Source organism: Natrinema sp. CBA1119 (assembly GCF_002572525.1).
Lineage (GTDB): Archaea > Halobacteriota > Halobacteria > Halobacteriales > Natrialbaceae > Natrinema.
Genome location: NZ_PDBS01000001.1, coordinates 1,200,490 through 1,216,932 on the forward strand (window position 1 = coordinate 1,200,490; position 16,443 = coordinate 1,216,932).

Consider the following 16,443-nt stretch of genomic DNA (forward strand, 5'->3'; position numbering starts at 1 on the left):
GAGTCGACTACTCCGGCGCGAACACCGGAATCGCGGCCTCCTCAGAGACCCTCCAGAACGTGACCCCGACGGCCGCGCCGATCTCGAGGTCGGCGGGCTCGGCGTCGAGCAGTGCGAGCAGGCGCGGCCCCTCGGCGAGGTCGATCGCGCCGACGACGTAGGGCGTCCGATCACCGAAGCCGGGTTCGCCGGGGACGTGGCAGACGGTGTAGGTGTAGATCGTTCCGACGCCCTCGCTGTCTTCGAAGGGGGGATCCTCGGCCCCGCAGGCGGTGCAAACCGCCCGCGGGTACAGCTGGCAATGGCCACAGTCGCACTCCTGATAGCGCAGGTCGCCCTCGAGCGCGCCCGCCCAGAAGGGAACCGTCGCGCCGGTCGGAACGGGAACCGGGCCGTCCCACTCCTCGCGACGGTCCTCGACTGGGGCACTCATGCTTCCCTCCGGAGGACGACGGTGCTACTCGAGGAGAGTACCCCCCCGGTGCCGTGGGCGATCGCCACCTCGGCGTCGTCGACCTGTCGGTCGCCCTCGTAGTCACCCCGGAGCTGTCGCGCGGCCTCGATGAGGACGAAGACCCCGAAGTGACCGGGGTGACAGTACGAGAGCCCGCCGCCCTGCGTGTTCATCGGCAACTCGCCGCCGGGGGCAGTGGTACCGCCCGAGACGAACTCGCCGCCGTCGCCCTTCTCGCAGAAGCCGAGATCCTCGAGGGTGACCAGGGCGGTGTAGGTAAACGAGTCGTAAATCTCGGCGACGTCGACGTCGTCGTGGGTAATCCCGGCTTGGTCGAAGGCCTTCGGCCCCGTCACCGCCGCACCGGTGGTCGTCATGTCCGGCATTTCGCTGATGTCCTGCCGGTGGGTGCTGGTCGAGGCGACGCCCGCGACGGCGATCTCCGGAACGTCGAGCTCGCGGGCCTTCTCCTCGCTCACGAGGACGACCGCGCCGCCGCCGTCCGAGACGAGACAGCAGTCGAGCAAGTTGAACGGCTCGGCGATTTGTCGAGACTCGAGGACGTCCTCGACCGTGATCGGCTCCCGCTGGGCGGCCTTGGGGTTCATCGACGCCCACTCGCGGGTCGCGACGGCGATTTCGGCGAGCTGTTCCTCGGTCGTACCGTACTCGTGCATGTGCCGGCGCGCGGCCATCGCGTAGGCCCCGGGCGGCCTGAAAAGGCCCGTCGGCCGGACGAAGCCGTCGATCGGGTGGGTCTCCTCGAGCGACTGGTCCCTGCCGGGGCCGGTCTTGCCCGTCGAGCCGTAGGCGACGACCACCACGTCCGCCTCGCCGCGGGTCATCGCGTCGCGGACGTGCCCGCAGAAGTGCTCGAACGACGAGCCGCCGATCTCGGTCCCCTCAAGGAACGAGGGCTCGTCGAGGTCGAGATACTCCGACAGCACCAGCGCGGGCATGTAGTCGTTACCGCCCGCGACCGCGACGCCGTCGACGTCCCCGAGGGAACAGCCGGCGTCCTCGAGCGCGCGAACGGTCGCGATCGCCGCGTTGTCGAGCCAGTTCCGGTCGGGCGTCTCGCCGAGTTCACTCTCCGCGACGCCCGCGAGGATCGGTTCAGCCACAGGTGTCCCTCCGTCCGGTGGGTCGTATCATCGATATCCGATATCTCGACCGAACGCAAATAGTTTGTGGTGGACGGTACCACAGCGCGCGTGTCTCGAGTCGCGTGATCGGTCGGAGGCTCGGCACGTGACGACGCCGCGACGGTGCCGGACGCGTACCGTTGGTAAGCGGTGAGTCGCTGGGAGATAACGGCGTTCCGGAGCGGGGCCCGATCTCTTGCCAGACATAGATACTATTTTATAGCATTCCGTGGTGGCATTCACCATGGAATTGGCAAGTGTTAGCAAGGATGCCAGAGAGGGGAACGTCGCGCGGCTCCACGACGAGACCGCCCGGCTCCACGGTGACGCGCGGGCGATCGAGTATCACGGGCAGACGCTCACTCACGACGACCTCAAGACCGAGAGTTCGCGCTTCGCCGGTGGACTGGCCGACCTCGGAATCGAACCCGGCGACGTCCTCCTGCAGTACCTGCCGAACTGCCCGCCGTACCTGATCGGCGCACTCGGCGCGTTCAAGGCCGGCGTAATCGTCTCGCCGGTCAATCCCCAGTACCGCAAGCGGGAGCTGACCTACCAGCTCGAGGACACCAACGCGGCGGCCGTACTCACCCACGAAGCGTTAGAGCCCTTCCTCGAGGAAGCGCTCGCCGAAATCGACTGGGACCCGGTCGTCATCTCGGTCGGGACCGATACCGACGAGTTCCGCGCCTTCGACGATGTCTGCGGCGAGGAGACGTTCGTCGAGCGCGCCGACGACGACGTGGCGCTGTTGCCCTACACCTCGGGGACGACGGGGAAGCCGAAGGGGGTCCAGCTCACCCACCGCAACTTCCGCGCCCAGACGTTCTCGGTACTCTCACAGGAGAGCGCGCTCGACGACGAGGACGTCCGCAGCCTCGTCTGGCTACCGCTGTACCACATCACTGGGTTCACCCACACCGCGTGGCAACCCCTCGTCCGCGGCGGGAGCGTCTACCTCCGGAGCGCGGCCAACTGGGACGGCGACACCGCGATGGCGCTGATCGAGGAGGAGGGAATCACCCACTACGTCGGCGTCACCGCCATGTACGTCGACATGATCAACAGTGAGGACTTCGGCGAGTACGACCTCACTAGCCTCGAGTCGGCCGGCGAGGGCGGCGCGAAGATGTCCGTCGCGGTCCAGGAGGAGTTCGAGGAGACCGCGGGCGTCGAGATGAGCGAGGGGTACGGGCTCACGGAAACGAACGGCGCGACCCACTCCCAGAGCGGGTCGACGTTCGGCTTGCGCCACGGCACGATCGGGCAGCCGACGCGGATGACCGAGGCGATCATCGTCGACGGCAGCGGCGAGACCGTCGGCATCGGCGAGGAAGGGGAGCTCCTCGTTCGCGGCCCGCAGGTGATGAAGGGGTATCACGACATGCCCGAGGCGACCGAGCGGGCGTTCACCGAGGACGGCTTCTTCCGCACCGGCGACATCGCCCGCCGGGACGCGGACAACTACTACGAGATCGTCGACCGCAAAAAGCACATGATCAACTCCGCCGGCTACAACATCTATCCCAGCGAACTCGAGGAACTCCTCGCCGAACACGAGGCCGTCGCCGAGGGCGCGGTGGTCGGGATCCCCGACGAGCGCCGGAACGAGGTCCCGAAGGCCTACGTCGTCACCGTCCCGAACGTCGAGCCCGGCGTCGACGTCACCGAAGAAGAGATCAAGGAGTACTTCCTCGACAACGTCGCCTCCTACAAACACCCCCGCGAGGTCGAGTTCATCGACGAACTCCCGCGGACGACGAGCGGGAAGATTCAGAAGTACAGGCTCGAGGACCGCGACGAAAGCGGGGCGAGCGACGAGAACGGATCGTCCGACGACAGCGAGGCGTAACCCGTGCGGGTCATCGTCACGCCGCACGTCATCGGGGGCGGCGGGCCGATCCTGACCGACGAAATCCGCGAGCGCCGGCCCGACATCGACCTCGAGCACGTCGAGGACGAGGACGAACTGCTCGCGGCCGTCGATGACGCCGACGTGCTCGTTACCCACCGGCTGCCGGACGACGTGCTCGAGGCGGCCGCCGACCTCGAATGGGTGCAGGCGCTCAGCGCCGGCACCGATTTCTTCGATCACGACGCGCTGGCCGACCGCGGCGTGGCGCTGACGAGCGTCTCGGGGATCCACGCGAAACCGATCGGGCAGCAGGTGCTTGGCTATCTGCTCCACTTCGAGCGGCGCTTCGATCGCGCGGTCGCACAACAGCAGCGCCGAGAGTGGAACCGGTACACGGGCGGCGAACTCGGCGATCGGACGGTCGGCATCGTCGGCGTCGGCGCGATCGGCTCGAAAGTCGCCGACTACTGCCGGCCGTTCGACGCCCGCGTGATCGGGACCAAACGGGATCCGACCGACGTGCCCGACAGCGTCGACGAGATCTACGGAACTGACGGGCTCGAGTCGGTCCTGACTCAGAGCGATTACCTCGTGCTCGCCTGTCCGCTCACCGACGAAACGCAGGGACTGATCGACGCCGACGCGCTGGCGGCCCTCTCGGAGGACGCCGTACTCGTCAACATCGCCCGCGGCGGCGTCGTCGATCAACCCGCACTCGTCGACGCGCTCGAGGACGGCGAACTCGGCGGCGCGGCGCTGGATGTCTTCGAGGAGGAACCGCTCCCCGAGGAGTCGCCGCTGTGGGATCGTGACGACGTGCTCGTGACGCCGCACATGGCCGGTAGCACCCCTCACTACTGGGAGCGCTGTGCAGATGTCTTCCTGCGAAACTACGACCGGTTCCGCGAGGGCGAGGACCTCGAGAACCGCGTCGTCTGAGACCGTCTGCTGTACATCTGTACTGGCGCTCCGTCGGCGAGGAGCTACGCGACCTCTCGAAGGACCAGCGCTGGGGGGAGATGACCGACCTCGTCACCGACGAAATGGTGGCGACGTTTGCGATCGAAGCGCCGCCCGAAGCGTTACTCGCCCAGGCCGAAGACATCTACGGCGGCATCGCCGATCGGGTCGTCCTCCCGCACGATCACGGCGAGGCCTTTCTGACCGAGTAGTAGCGGACGCCGTCACGATCCTCGTACTCGATCCTGTCACGCGCCTCGAGCGTGCCGAGCGCGCCGAGCGTGTCGAGTAGCTGTGCGGGATGACGGACCTCACCGGTGCGGTTCCGGGTGATTTCGATGGGCGTCGCGGGCCCGACGGCCGCGACCGCTTCGAACGTCTCCCCCGTCAGCTCCTCGAGCGAGGATCGAGTGGTGTCGATCGCACGCTCGTACTCGGTGAAGACGGGGCCGTGCCCGGGGAGGACGCGATCGACGACTCGCCCCTCGAGTCGGTCCATCGCGGCGTGGAAGGCGTCGACGGCCTCGTAGGCCCCGAAATCGAGTCCGACGTGGATCGCGCCGGGCCGGAACGGCTCGATGAGCGCGTCGCCGCTGAACAGGGCGCGCTCGCCGTTCAGGTCGGTCACCAGGCTCGCGTGATGGATCTGGTGACCGGGCGTGTGGACGGCCTCGAACTCGCGGCCCGCGACGACGAACGGCTCGCCGAACTCGAACGGGACGGTCTCCTCGGGCGCGAGCAACCGGCGGTTGCGCTCGAGGGAGGACGTGGCGCGCTCGACCTCTCGATCGATCGCTTCGCCGTGGTAGCCCGCGGACCGGCCGATCTGTCGAACGCCCGCCGCGAGATCGGCAGGTTCGCGCTCGAGTTGCTCGAGGACCGGCCGGGGGGCGTACACCGTCGCACCGGCCTCGCGCAGCAACGGGACCTGGCCGATGTGGTCGCTGTGGGGATGCGTGACGATGACCGCCTCGACGTCGGTGGGATCGTACCCCTTTGCGGCCAACTCCTCTCGGATCGTCGCTTCTGCAGGCGCCTCCGGATCGCCGGTGTCGATCAGGGTAAGCGCCGGCTCCTCGAGCAGGTACGCCGCGGCGTGTTTCGGCGGCCACTCGATGTCGAAGTCAAGCCGCGTGACACGAGTCGGTGCGGCCTCGGGCCCCCGCTCCGTCGGGTCTTCCATCGGGATTTAGATGAGTTCCCGGGCGATCGTTCGCTTCTGGATCTCGTCGGTCCCCTCGAAGATGCGGAAAACCCGCGCCGAGCGATAGTTGCGCTCGATGGGGAGCTCCTTCATGAAGCCGGCACCGCCGTGGACCTGCATGGCGATGTCGGCCGCGTCGTTCGCGAGTTTCGCGCCGCGGAGTTTGGCCATCGACTCCTCCTTGCGAGCGCGCTCGCCGTTGTCCATCTTCCAGGCGGCGTAGCGGTAGAGCTGGCGGACCTGCTCGATGTCCGTCGCCAGTTCGGCCAGCTGGAACGAGACTCCCTGCCGATGACCGATCGGTTTGTCGAACGTCTTCCGCTCGCGGGCGTACTCCACGGACATGTCCAGCAGGAACTGGGCCGTGCCGACGGAGCCGGCGGCGATGTTGATCCGGCCGCCGCCGATCCAGTCCATCGCGGACTGGAACCCCTTGTCGACCTCGCCGAGGACCTGCTCCTCGCCGACGCGGCAGTCGTTGAAGTACAGTTCGGAGTGCGTCCCAGGGGTCATCCCCATCGCACGGTGGATCGTGCCGACCTCGAAGTCGGGGTTGTCGTCGTCGACGAGGAAACAGGTGATCCCGCCGAGGTCTCCGTCCTCGCCGCTCGTCCGGGCGAACACCATCGCGAAGTCGGCGTACGGGCCGTTCGTGATGTAACACTTCTGTCCGCTGATCACCCACTCGTCGCCGTCTTTCTCCGCCCGGGTGTCCATGTAGTGGGCGTCGCTGCCGTGACCCGGCTCGGTCAGCGCGAAACAGGTCGTGATCTCGCCGTCCATCAGGGGATCGAGATACTCCTCGCGCTGGCGTTCGTCACAGGCCAGCAGGATGGGAGTCGGCCCGCCCGCGCCGCCGAAGATCGAGCTGTGGAAGCCCGGCGGCCGGTTCGACATGTGTTCGCCGACGATCGCTCGCGTGAGGATGTCGATGTCGCCGCCGCCGACCTCCTCGGGCATCGTCATCCCGTAGAAGCCCGCCTCGACGGACTTCTTGCGGATCTTCTCGACGATGTTGCGATACTCGGGGACCTGCCGATGCTCGTCGTCGACGATCTCCTTCTCGTAGTCAGCGCCGAGGAACTCGTCGTACTCGTTCTCGAGGGGAGCGACTTCCTGATCGATGAAATCGTCGAGCGCCTTCTTGATCTGCACGGCTTCGGACGGTTCGCTAAAGTCCATACCATATTTCATATAACTCGATACTTAAGCGTTACCGTGTTACAGTCTTTCAATGGCAGTGGAGAAAGAAATTCGCACGCATTCGGTCGATTGAGCCGGTAACAACCGGAAAATAGAATTTAACACGATTTTTTCACAGGGAAGTGGCGTTCAGTAGAGCGGAACAGTTTTAGTTCACTTCGTCGAATGTGGGGTATGGCAACGGCAGACACTGACGGGGGGGCGCGGATCGAAGCGGTGGTCAAAACACTCGACGTGCTCGAGGCGCTGTGGCAGGCTGAGGGGGCCGGTGTGACGGATCTCACCGAGCGAACGGGGCTGGCGAAGAGTACGGTCCACGCCCATCTGACGACGCTGCGCTCGAAGGGATACGTGGTCCAGGAGGGCGACGAGTATCGGCTGAGTCTGCGATTTCTCTCCTTCGGCGAACACGCCAAACACGCCGAACCGCTGTACGCGGCGTCCGACGCGCCTATCACTGAGTTCGCGGACGAAACCGGGGAACGAGTGCTCTGTTCGACACACCAGAACGGGCTCGGAACGATCATCAACATCGGCGAGGGAACTCGTTCGTTCACGAGCGACATCGATATCGGGACGCACACCTACCTCCACAATTCGGCCGGCGGCAAGGCCATGCTCGCACACTTCTCCGAGGAACGCGTCGACGAAATCGTCGACGAGTGGGGACTCCCCGCGTTCTCCGAGAAGACGATCACCGACCGAGAGACGCTCTCCGAGGAACTCGAGACGGTTCGAGACGAGGGCGTCGCGTTCACTCGCGGGGAGTATCTACCCGGAATCAATGCGATCGGCGCGCCGATACTGGACACCGACGGGACCGTCTATGGGGCCGTCAGCGTCGCCGGACCACAGCATCAACTCGAGAATAAATGGGAGAAGACCGACTTCCAGGATCAGTTACTGTCGACAGTGAACACGATCGAAGTGAACATGATGTTCTCGTAGCTGTTCAATCACAGTGAATCCGGATCTGTGGCGTCACTCGAGACGACAGCACCGGACTCACAGTGAACGACTACTGAGCGAATCGGGTTCGTCACACCCGCGAGCGGAGCCCGCGACGCGTTTCCATCCGTCGTCGCGCCGGTAGATTACAGACATATGGGCGTAATTCCCTACTCCTCGTCTGCCGCGTCGCTGCGACGGCGACGCGGACCGACCGACAACTCGAACACTCAACTGCAACCGGACGAGACCGGCAGCTCCCATAAATGATGGTACAATAGTATAGTAGAAAATATAGTAGATCTGGGTCACGAAGAGCAGGGTGAGAGCCACTACCTCAGATATCGTTCGATCCCATCTCAATTATAGCCTCATAGACGGCGATACAGCTATATTTCCGAATAGAGATGGAGGAACTGAGTCTGCTCGAGTAAATCGATGTGAGAGAACGACACAGATTACACATCAATGAACGTATAGAATGCGAAATATGGCAGGCGTACTATATTACCTGTGAGTCGCCAAGCGGTGACGAGCAGAGCGGGGGTTCGGCGTTCGTTCGATCGCGACCACTTCGGACGCGAATCCGTGTGGTTACTTGGCATCCGTCGCTCGCTCGGCCATCATCGCTGCCGCGCCGGCCGCCCAATCACCCCACAGGAACCCCAGCCCGACGACGAGGGCCCACCACGCGTAGCTGAGCACGATGCCGGCGTACACGCCGAGGAGCCCGTAGCCGAGCGTGACTCCGGCGAGGTACGAGAAGCCGAGCAGAAACAGGGTGGTTCCGGTCAACCGGGCGTAAAACGGCGTCCGCGTATCGCCCGCGCCGCGGAGACTGCCCGACAGCGGGAAGAACAGTCCAAAGAACGGCATCGAGATGCCAAAGGCGCGAGTGAAGGCCGTCGCGTGCTCGAGCGTGGCGGGATCGCCCGTGAACAGCCCTGCGATCGGTCTCGCGCCGGCGACGAGAACGACGCCGGCGACTCCGAGCGTGAGCACGCTGAGCGCCGTAATCGCCAGCCCCGCGAATCGCGCCTCGTCGGGATCGTCCTCCCCGAGTAGCTGACCGACGACGATGCTCGCGGCGACGCTGTACGAGCGGTATAACGGCCCGCTGAACTGTTGATACGCCCGCCGGCTGATGTGATAGGCGGCCGTTACGTCGGTCCCGAAGGTCAACAGGAGCGCATTGAACGGGAAGTTCGCGAGCGACGTGCTCAGCCCCTCCGCGATGTTCGGTAGGCTGACCGCGACGAGCTGGCGCGTGACGGTGAGGCTTCGCGGGCGCGCGAACGAGGGAGTCGTCCGTGGGCTGGCCACCGCGACCGTGATCGCGATGGCCTCGACCGTCCGGCTGACCGCCGTGGCCAGCCCGACGCCGACGATACCCAGATTCGGGAACGGACCGAGTCCGAGCCCCAGGCCGACCGTTGCCGCGATGTTGATGACGTTCGCGCCGCCGTTGACTACCATCGGCGTCCGCGTGTCGCCGGTCCCCTGTAACGACCGCGCGCCGACCAAACCAACGATGCGCATCGGCGCAGCCGCGAAGACGAGCGCGAGGTACTGACCGCCCATCTCGACCACCGCGGGTTCGGCCCCGAGCAGGGCGATCAGCGGACCCGACAGCGTCAGTCCGACGAGCAGGAGCGGCAGGCCCACCAGAAATCCGATGACGAACGCCTGGGTGATCGACCGGTCGCGGGTCGATACCGCCCCCCGTCCCGTATCCTGACTCGAGAGGGCGATTGCACCGGTCCCGAGCCCGAGACCGAGCCGCAGCGGGAGCTGGGCGTAGAGATCGGCCAGCCCGACCGCGGCGACGGCGGCGGGCGAAAACAGACCGGTGACGATAATGTCGACCGTCCGCATCAGCGTGTTGAACGTCTGCTGGACGGCGAGCGGCCACGAGAGCGAGAGCGTCCGCCGCCAGACGGTCCGGACGCGACCGCTGAGTTCGGCCATACACCGTCGGCGACGGCCATCGGCCGAATCAAGGTGTCGGTCCGGGCAAACGCCGAAAGGATTCGTCGATGCTGTCCTACCATATGTACATATAGATTATAAAAGTGATGTTTACAGCAGTAGAAGCGCAGAGGTGTGTCGACTCGAGTAAGCGGTGGTCAAAATCGATATCGGTCGACAAGGCCGAAATAACACACTTGTAACGACTCTAACCGTGAATATACCGGTCGTAGGAGTACGCACTCTTCGGGTTCGCGAGAGGAGCCGTTTCAGCAGCTTCGAGTCGTCTACCGAGGATTCACGTCAAACCTCGCCGCTCGAGTCGGGAGAAGACTGTCGGAACAAACAGTATAGTATGAGTTTCTATACGTTGGACCTAGTATCAATATAGTTATTAGAAAAAGAGCTCCGTGATTCCCGGATGGTGCGTTTACCGGTCACGAGGCGGACAGTCACGGGTAGGCCGCGGAGACGGAACCGACCACGGTAAAGAAGTTTCCACTGTTCGGTACGTGCCAATCATTTGTGAACAGAATAATTCTCGAACGCGATAATTATGAACGATTTTATGTAGCAGCCGTTCGATGCGAGACGTATGCGACTCGAAGACAAGACCGTAGTTATCACGGGTGCGGCGTCGGGGATCGGTCGGTCGACAGCCGAGCGCTGCGCCGAAGAAGGGGCGCGCGTCATCGTCACCGACGTCGACACCGAGGGGGGACGGGCGGTCGCCGAAGCCATCGAGGACTCCGGCGGCGACGCCGAGTTCCACGAACTCGACGTAACTGACAGCGATCAGTTCCACGCGGTCGTCGACGCGGTCGCCGAGGACGACGGACTGGACGTGATGGTCAACAACGCCGGGACGGGTCATCCGGCCGGCAGCCTCGAGACCCTCGAGGACGACCTCCGGGACTTCGTCATCGACATCAACGTCAAGGGCGTCTGGAACGGCTGTCACGCCGCGCTCCCCCACCTCAAGGAACAGGGTCACGGTGCCATCGTCAACGTCGGCTCGCTGGCGAGCATTCTCGGGCTCCCGAAGCAGTCCGCCTACTCGATGAGCAAGGGCGCGGTCCTGAACATGACGCGGGCGGTCGCCTCGGAGGCCGGTCCGTACGGCGTCCGCGCGAACACGGTCTGTCCCGGCTTCACCGAGACCTCCCTGCTCGATCAGTATCTCGAGGATCAGGACGATCCCGAGAAAGCTCGCGAGCGAATGATTCAGCAGTATCCGCTCAAACGCCTCGCCGAACCCGAGGAAATCGCGGACGCGATCCTCTTTCTGGCCAGCGAGGAATCCTCGTTCGTCAACGGCCACGGACTCGTCGTCGACGGCGGCTTCTCGGCCTGAGACGGCCCGTTTGCTCGCCCCAAGACCTGCGTCGGTCACTCCTCATGGACTAGCGCCACGCTCGCGAGCTGGTCCCCCGCGGTCACGGTCGCCTCGCGGGTGAGCGCGTAGAGCACCCCGTCGCGGTCAGCGCGGGCGTCGTGGAGCGGCTCGTACGTCGCCGGATGATAGACCGTCCCGATAGCCGTTCCCTCGGAGATAGACTCACCGACCTCGAGCGACGGGTTCGGCCGGAAGAGCCCGGAGTCGTCGGCGGTGACCTGCCCGAGGTGGTTCCGGGCGACGATCGGGTCGCGCTCGGGGACGTCACCGGGGAGGAGACGGAGATACCGGCAGACGTCGAGCAGGCCGTCGACGCCCTCGTCGACGACGTCCTCGAGGATCTGCTTGTTGTGTGCGAGCTCGGGCGTGATCGCCGGGATCCCCTCCTCAGCGGCGGCTACCCGGAGCTTTCCCGCGAAACCGCGGTGGTGCCACTCGTCGGGAGCATCTTCGTCGGCCTGTTCGGACAGGAGGAGGTCAGTTCCGAAGGCGTCGGCGAGGCTGCGAGAGCGCTCGTCGCCCTCGCGGTAGACGACGTGGGGGAGCATGTTGGGGCTCCCCGTGTGGAGATCGACGAGGGCGTCGGCCGCCGTGGCGAACTCCCAGAGCTGGGCGGCCATACGCTGGTGGAGGCTCCCGTCGCTGTCACCCGGCCAGATCCGGTTCATGTTCGGGTTGACGCTGTCGAGCTGTTCCGGCGTCGTGTAGGAGACGCGATCGAAGGTGAGCGGATTCGCGACGGGGACGGCGATCACGGTCCCCGACAGCGACTCGAGCGGGAGTCGATCGTGGAACCGCCGCAGCACCTCGGTCCCGTTGATTTCGCGGCCGTGCTGGGCCGCCTGCACGTACAGCGTCGGGCCCGACTCGTCGCCGCGATAGGTGTGGACCGTCGTCGTCAGTTCGATTCCCGACGGCAACCGTGCGAGCGTCACCTGCTCAGCCGTGTGCGCACCCTCGCTCATGCCCGGACATTCTACGTCCCGCGGTATGTACCTGCGGCCGGCCGTCGGTGGCCGCTACCGTCACGGTCAGTGACCAATCGGCGAGTCTCGAGCAGTCCCCGACGGCTCGCGGCTCGAGACCACTACCGTTTTCACTCGTCCTGCCCTCTCTGAGTATATGGGAGACGTTACTGCTACCCTGCACACGAACGAGGGCGATATCGAGGTCGAACTCTACGACGAGCGCGCGCCGCGGACCGTCGACAACTTCGTCGGTCTCGCGACCGGCGGCAAGACCTGGGAGGACCCCGAAACGGGCGAAGAGGTCGACGGTGAGCCGCTGTACGACGACGTGGCCTTCCACCGCGTCATCGAGGACTTCATGATTCAGGGCGGCGACCCGACCGAGACCGGTCGCGGCGGCCCCGGCTACCAGTTCGACGACGAGTTCCACGACGACCTTCGCCACGACGACGAGGGCGTCCTGAGCATGGCCAACTCCGGTCCCGACACCAACGGCTCGCAGTTCTTCATCACCCTCGGTCCCCAGCCCCACCTCGACGACCGACACTCCGTCTTCGGCAAGGTCACCGACGGCATGGACGTCGTTCGCGAGATCGGCGACGTCGACACGAACGCCAACGACCAGCCGAAAGAAGACGTCGTCCTCGAGTCCGTCTCCGTCGACTACGAGTAACGCGTCGATCGACCGATTGCGGACGATTTTCCGGCTGTTCGGACGCTCGACTCGAGCGCGATACGCCATCCATCACCGGGAGGGAATCCGATACGGTTACTTCGATGCCACGCCCACGAGCGGTATCACTTACCATCGACGAACGCTACTAGCAGGAACCGCCTCGAGCCTCGCCCTGGCGCTCGCCGGCTGCGCGGGGGACAAGACGGAAGATACGGAACCCGACGCGAGCGGGTCGTCCGAAGCTGGGGCTCCGAGTGGAGGGACGACGGCAACGATACGCACCAGCGAGGGCGATATCGACGTCGAGCTCTACGACGAGCGCGCACCGCGGACCGTGGAGAACTTCGTCGGCCTCGCGACGGGTGAGCGCGCGTGGATCGACCCCGAGACGGGTGACACCATCGAGGGCGAACCGCTGTACGACGACGTGATCTTTCACCGTGTCATCGAGGGCTTCATGATTCAAACCGGTGACCCAACCGGCACCGGTCGGGGCGGTCCCGGCTACCAGTTCGACGACGAGTTCCACCCCGAACTCCGCCACGACGACGCGGGTATTTTAAGCATGGCCAACTCCGGTCCCGACACCAACGGCTCACAGTTCTTCATCACGCTCGGTCCTCAGCCCCACCTCGACGACCGACACTCCGTCTTCGGCAAGGTCACCGACGTCTCCGCGAGCGATGCGAGTGGAGGCTTGGAAGACGAGCGAAGCGAGTCTTCCAGTGGCATGGACGTCGTTCGCGAGATCGGCGATGTCGACACGAACGCCACCGACCAGCCGAAAGAAGACATCGTCCTCGAGTCCGTCTCCGTCGACGACGAGTAACTCGAGCGGTATTCGAGGTGTAAACTGCCGTTTTGTAGCATGTTTCCTGTGCGACGTGACGGACCGTATCGACGCCGTGAGCGACCGAGATGTTTTATCTCCTGCGCGACTAGTGCTGTCGAATGGGAGCGCCTTCGCCGACCGATGTGGATCTCCACGAGCGTCTTCGCCGACAGGAAGTCATCGCCGAACTGAGTCAGCAGGCGCTTTCGAGGACCGATCTCGACGGGCTCTATCGCGATGCGACGGCCGCAGTCGCCGAAACGTTGGACACCGACTACTGCGTCGTCCTCGAGCGAGTACCGGACGGGAATGAGGGCGTCTGCAGAGCGGGCGTCGGCTGCACGGCAGGGGCCGTCGGGAACGCGACCGACGTGTTGAACCGGGACTCGCGGTCAGCGGAGTCCCACTCCGCAGAGGGGCCGGTCGTCGTCGACGATCTATGCGCCGACGAGCGGACGAGCGTCCCGACGTCGCTCACCGATCTCGACCTCGTGAGCGGTATCAGCGTCCCGATCGGCTCGGGCGACGAGCCGTGGGGCATCCTCGAGACGTACACGACGGACCAGCGAGTATTCACCGAGTTCGACACCGATTTCGTGGGACGTGTCGCGGGCGTCCTCGCCTCTGCCGTCGAGAACGAGCGGGCACACGCCGAACGCGAGGAGGTGTTCGGCCGGATCTCGGACGCCTTCTTCGCGCTCGACGAGGAGTGGCGGTTCACCTACTTCAACGATCGCGCACACGAACTGATCAACCCCGAGGGGCGTGAGCTGATCGGCACGGAAATCTGGGCGGCGTTCCCCGAAGCCAGCGAACGGGCGTTCAAATCGGAGTACGAACGGGCGATGGCCGAACAGGAGACCGTCACGTTCGAGGAGTACTACCCCGACCCGCTCGACGCGTGGTTCGAGGTTCGCGCCTATCCGTCGGCGACCGGCCTCTCCGTCTACTTCCGCGACGTTACCGAACGGCGTGCGCACGAACGAACGCTCGAGGAGTCCGAGCGACGCTACCGGGCGCTGGCCCAGCACTTCCCGAACGGTGCCGTCGGCGTCTACGACCGCGATCTCGAGTATACGCTGACCGAAGGTACCATGCTCGGCGAGGTGCTCCCGTCCGCAGACCGACTCGAGGGGAGCCGAATGCCCGACGTGTTCCCCGACGAAACGGTCACGGACCTCGAGCCGCTGTTCCGAGCGGCCGTCGAGGACGGCGAAACCGGCAGCACGGAAACGGCGTTCGGTGGCCGAAACTGGCGCGTCTGGGCGACGCCGCTCCGCGACGGGAACGGAGACATCTTCGCCGGGCTAAGTTTCACACAGGACGTGACCGAACAGGTCGATCGCGAGAACCACCTCGAGCGCTACGAAACGATCGTCGAGGTCGTCAACGACGGCGTCTACGTCGTCGACGAGGACGGACGGTTTACCATGGTCAACGAGACGTACGCCAAGATGCTCGGCTACGCCCCCGACGAACTCGTCGGCACCGATGCGTCCGCGGTCGTCGACGACACGGTGGCCAGGAAGATCCGGGAACTGGAAATCGCCACCGCGGATACGGACGTCGAGTGGCCCTCCGTCGAAGCCGAACTTCGGACGGCGGACGGCGGGACGCTTCCCGTCGAGGGGACCTTCGCGATGCTGCCCGAAGACGACAGTCGATGGCACCGGGTGGGCATCGTTCGAGACATCAGCGAGCGGAAGGCCCGGGAGCGCCGGCTCGAAGAGTCCGAGCGGCGCTACCGGACGCTCGTGGAGAACTTCCCCGAGGGCGCGGTCGGCCTGTTCGACGAGGATCTCGCGTACACGGCCGTCGGCGGGCAACTCCTCGATGAGGTCGGCGTCGCCGCGGAGGACCGCGTCGGGAGCAGCATCGACGAGATCCATCCGGACGGCCTGGTCGAGGAGATCGAGCCGTACTTCCATGCGGCACTCGACGGGGAGGCGAACTCCTTCGAAGTCGAACGGTACGGCCGTCACCTGTACGCCCACACGCTCCCCGTCAGGAACGGCGACGACGAGATCTTCGCGGGCATGGTCGTGGTGCAGGACGTCACCGAGCGCCGGGAGTATCAGCGAAAGCTCGAGGAATCGAACGAGCGCTTAGAGCAGTTCGCGTACGCGGCCTCTCACGACCTGCAGGAACCGCTGCGGATGGTTACGAGCTACCTGACGTTACTCGAGAACCGCTACGGTGACGCCTTCGACGAGGACGGTCGGGAGTTCCTCGCTTACGCCGTCGACGGGGCCGACCGCATGCGCGACATGATCGACGGCCTGCTCGAGTACTCCCGGGTCGAAACGCAGGGCGATCCGTTCGAGCCGACGGATCTGAACGCGGTGTTCGAGAACGTCCGCGAGGACCTCCAGATACAGCTCGAGGAGAGCGGTGCCGAGATCACCGTCGAGGACCTTCCCCGCGTCGAGGGCGACGCCAGCCAATTGCGACAGGTCTTGCAGAACCTGCTGAGTAACGCGATCACGTACAGCGGCGACGAGCCGCCGCGAGTCCACGTCGGTGCCGACCGGCGGGGCGACGAGTGGGTGATCTCGGTCCGCGACGAGGGGATCGGCATTGACCCGGCTAATCAGGATCGGGTGTTCACCATCTTCGATCGCCTCCACAGCCGCGAGGAGTACGAGGGGACGGGTATCGGGCTCGCGCTCAGCGAACGCATCGTCGAACGCCACGGCGTCCGGCCGAACAGCGTGAGGGCGAACTCGACAGACGAGCGACGGGAATCTGTCGGTGGCGAGATCTGGGTCGACTCCGAGCCCGGGGAGGGGGCGACGTTCTCGTTTACGCTACCCGCCTCGCAAGAGCGGGAGTAG

The 16,443-nt window shown here is 65.1% G+C and carries 14 protein-coding genes; 8 read left to right on the forward strand and 6 right to left on the reverse strand.

The window, feature by feature from the left end; genetic code table 11:
* Window positions 1-7: 7 nt before the first annotated feature.
* The gene (locus CP556_RS05875) at window positions 8-433 is read right to left on the reverse strand and encodes a Zn-ribbon domain-containing OB-fold protein (RefSeq protein ID WP_098724767.1); all 426 of its coding nucleotides are present in this window, start codon (window positions 431-433) and stop codon (window positions 8-10) included.
* The gene (locus CP556_RS05880; protein WP_098724768.1) at window positions 430-1,578 is read right to left on the reverse strand and encodes an acetyl-CoA acetyltransferase; all 1,149 of its coding nucleotides are present in this window, start codon (window positions 1,576-1,578) and stop codon (window positions 430-432) included. Before CP556_RS05880 ends, CP556_RS05875 begins: the two co-directional genes overlap by 4 nt.
* 265 nt (window positions 1,579-1,843) lie before the next feature.
* Between CP556_RS05880 and CP556_RS05885 the strand changes: the two genes are divergently transcribed.
* From CP556_RS05885 to CP556_RS05895, 3 genes are all read left to right on the forward strand, one after another.
* Window positions 1,844-3,451, forward strand: a complete 1,608-nt coding sequence (locus CP556_RS05885; protein ID WP_098724769.1) for a class I adenylate-forming enzyme family protein — start codon at window positions 1,844-1,846, stop codon at window positions 3,449-3,451.
* A gap of 3 nt (window positions 3,452-3,454) precedes the next feature.
* Entirely contained in the window at window positions 3,455-4,393 is a 939-nt protein-coding gene (locus tag CP556_RS05890; RefSeq protein ID WP_098724770.1) for a D-2-hydroxyacid dehydrogenase, read from the forward strand.
* 80 nt (window positions 4,394-4,473) lie between these two features.
* Window positions 4,474-4,626 (forward strand): hypothetical protein, encoded by a 153-nt coding sequence (locus CP556_RS05895; protein ID WP_255291410.1) that lies wholly within the window; start codon window positions 4,474-4,476, stop codon window positions 4,624-4,626.
* On the opposite strand, the gene CP556_RS05900 is transcribed toward CP556_RS05895, so the two are convergent.
* The gene (locus CP556_RS05900; RefSeq protein ID WP_098724771.1) at window positions 4,599-5,597 is read right to left on the reverse strand and encodes an MBL fold metallo-hydrolase; all 999 of its coding nucleotides are present in this window, start codon (window positions 5,595-5,597) and stop codon (window positions 4,599-4,601) included. The genes CP556_RS05895 and CP556_RS05900 overlap by 28 nt on opposite strands.
* A gap of 6 nt (window positions 5,598-5,603) precedes the next feature.
* The gene (locus CP556_RS05905) at window positions 5,604-6,800 is read right to left on the reverse strand and encodes an acyl-CoA dehydrogenase family protein (RefSeq protein WP_098724772.1); all 1,197 of its coding nucleotides are present in this window, start codon (window positions 6,798-6,800) and stop codon (window positions 5,604-5,606) included.
* A gap of 195 nt (window positions 6,801-6,995) precedes the next feature.
* On the opposite strand from CP556_RS05905, the gene CP556_RS05910 reads away from it, so the two are divergent.
* Window positions 6,996-7,769 (forward strand): IclR family transcriptional regulator, encoded by a 774-nt coding sequence (locus CP556_RS05910; protein ID WP_098724773.1) that lies wholly within the window; start codon window positions 6,996-6,998, stop codon window positions 7,767-7,769.
* Window positions 7,770-8,363: 594 nt separating this feature from the next.
* Here the strand turns inward: CP556_RS05910 and CP556_RS05915 are convergent.
* The gene (locus tag CP556_RS05915) at window positions 8,364-9,737 is read right to left on the reverse strand and encodes an MATE family efflux transporter (RefSeq protein WP_098724774.1); all 1,374 of its coding nucleotides are present in this window, start codon (window positions 9,735-9,737) and stop codon (window positions 8,364-8,366) included.
* Between the two features lie 595 nt (window positions 9,738-10,332).
* Here CP556_RS05915 and CP556_RS05920 point away from each other — a divergent pair.
* The gene (locus CP556_RS05920; RefSeq protein WP_098724775.1) at window positions 10,333-11,091 is read left to right on the forward strand and encodes an SDR family NAD(P)-dependent oxidoreductase; all 759 of its coding nucleotides are present in this window, start codon (window positions 10,333-10,335) and stop codon (window positions 11,089-11,091) included.
* Window positions 11,092-11,126: 35 nt separating this feature from the next.
* Here the strand turns inward: CP556_RS05920 and CP556_RS05925 are convergent, their stop codons facing one another.
* A complete protein-coding gene (locus CP556_RS05925; protein WP_098724776.1) occupies window positions 11,127-12,098 on the reverse strand; it encodes a succinylglutamate desuccinylase/aspartoacylase family protein in 972 nt (323 codons plus the stop codon).
* A 157-nt stretch (window positions 12,099-12,255) separates the two neighbouring features.
* Between CP556_RS05925 and CP556_RS05930 the strand changes: the two genes are divergently transcribed.
* The 3 genes from CP556_RS05930 to CP556_RS05940 all read left to right on the forward strand — a co-directional run bounded on the left by CP556_RS05930 (window position 12,256) and on the right by CP556_RS05940 (window position 16,443).
* On the forward strand, window positions 12,256-12,774 hold the full coding sequence (locus tag CP556_RS05930) for a peptidylprolyl isomerase (protein ID WP_098724777.1): 519 nt from the start codon (window positions 12,256-12,258) through the stop codon (window positions 12,772-12,774).
* A 277-nt stretch (window positions 12,775-13,051) separates the two neighbouring features.
* Window positions 13,052-13,606: a peptidylprolyl isomerase gene (locus CP556_RS05935; protein ID WP_255291515.1), complete on the forward strand. Its 555-nt coding sequence runs from the start codon at window positions 13,052-13,054 to the stop codon at window positions 13,604-13,606.
* A gap of 122 nt (window positions 13,607-13,728) precedes the next feature.
* The gene (locus CP556_RS05940) at window positions 13,729-16,443 is read left to right on the forward strand and encodes a PAS domain-containing protein (protein ID WP_098724778.1); all 2,715 of its coding nucleotides are present in this window, start codon (window positions 13,729-13,731) and stop codon (window positions 16,441-16,443) included.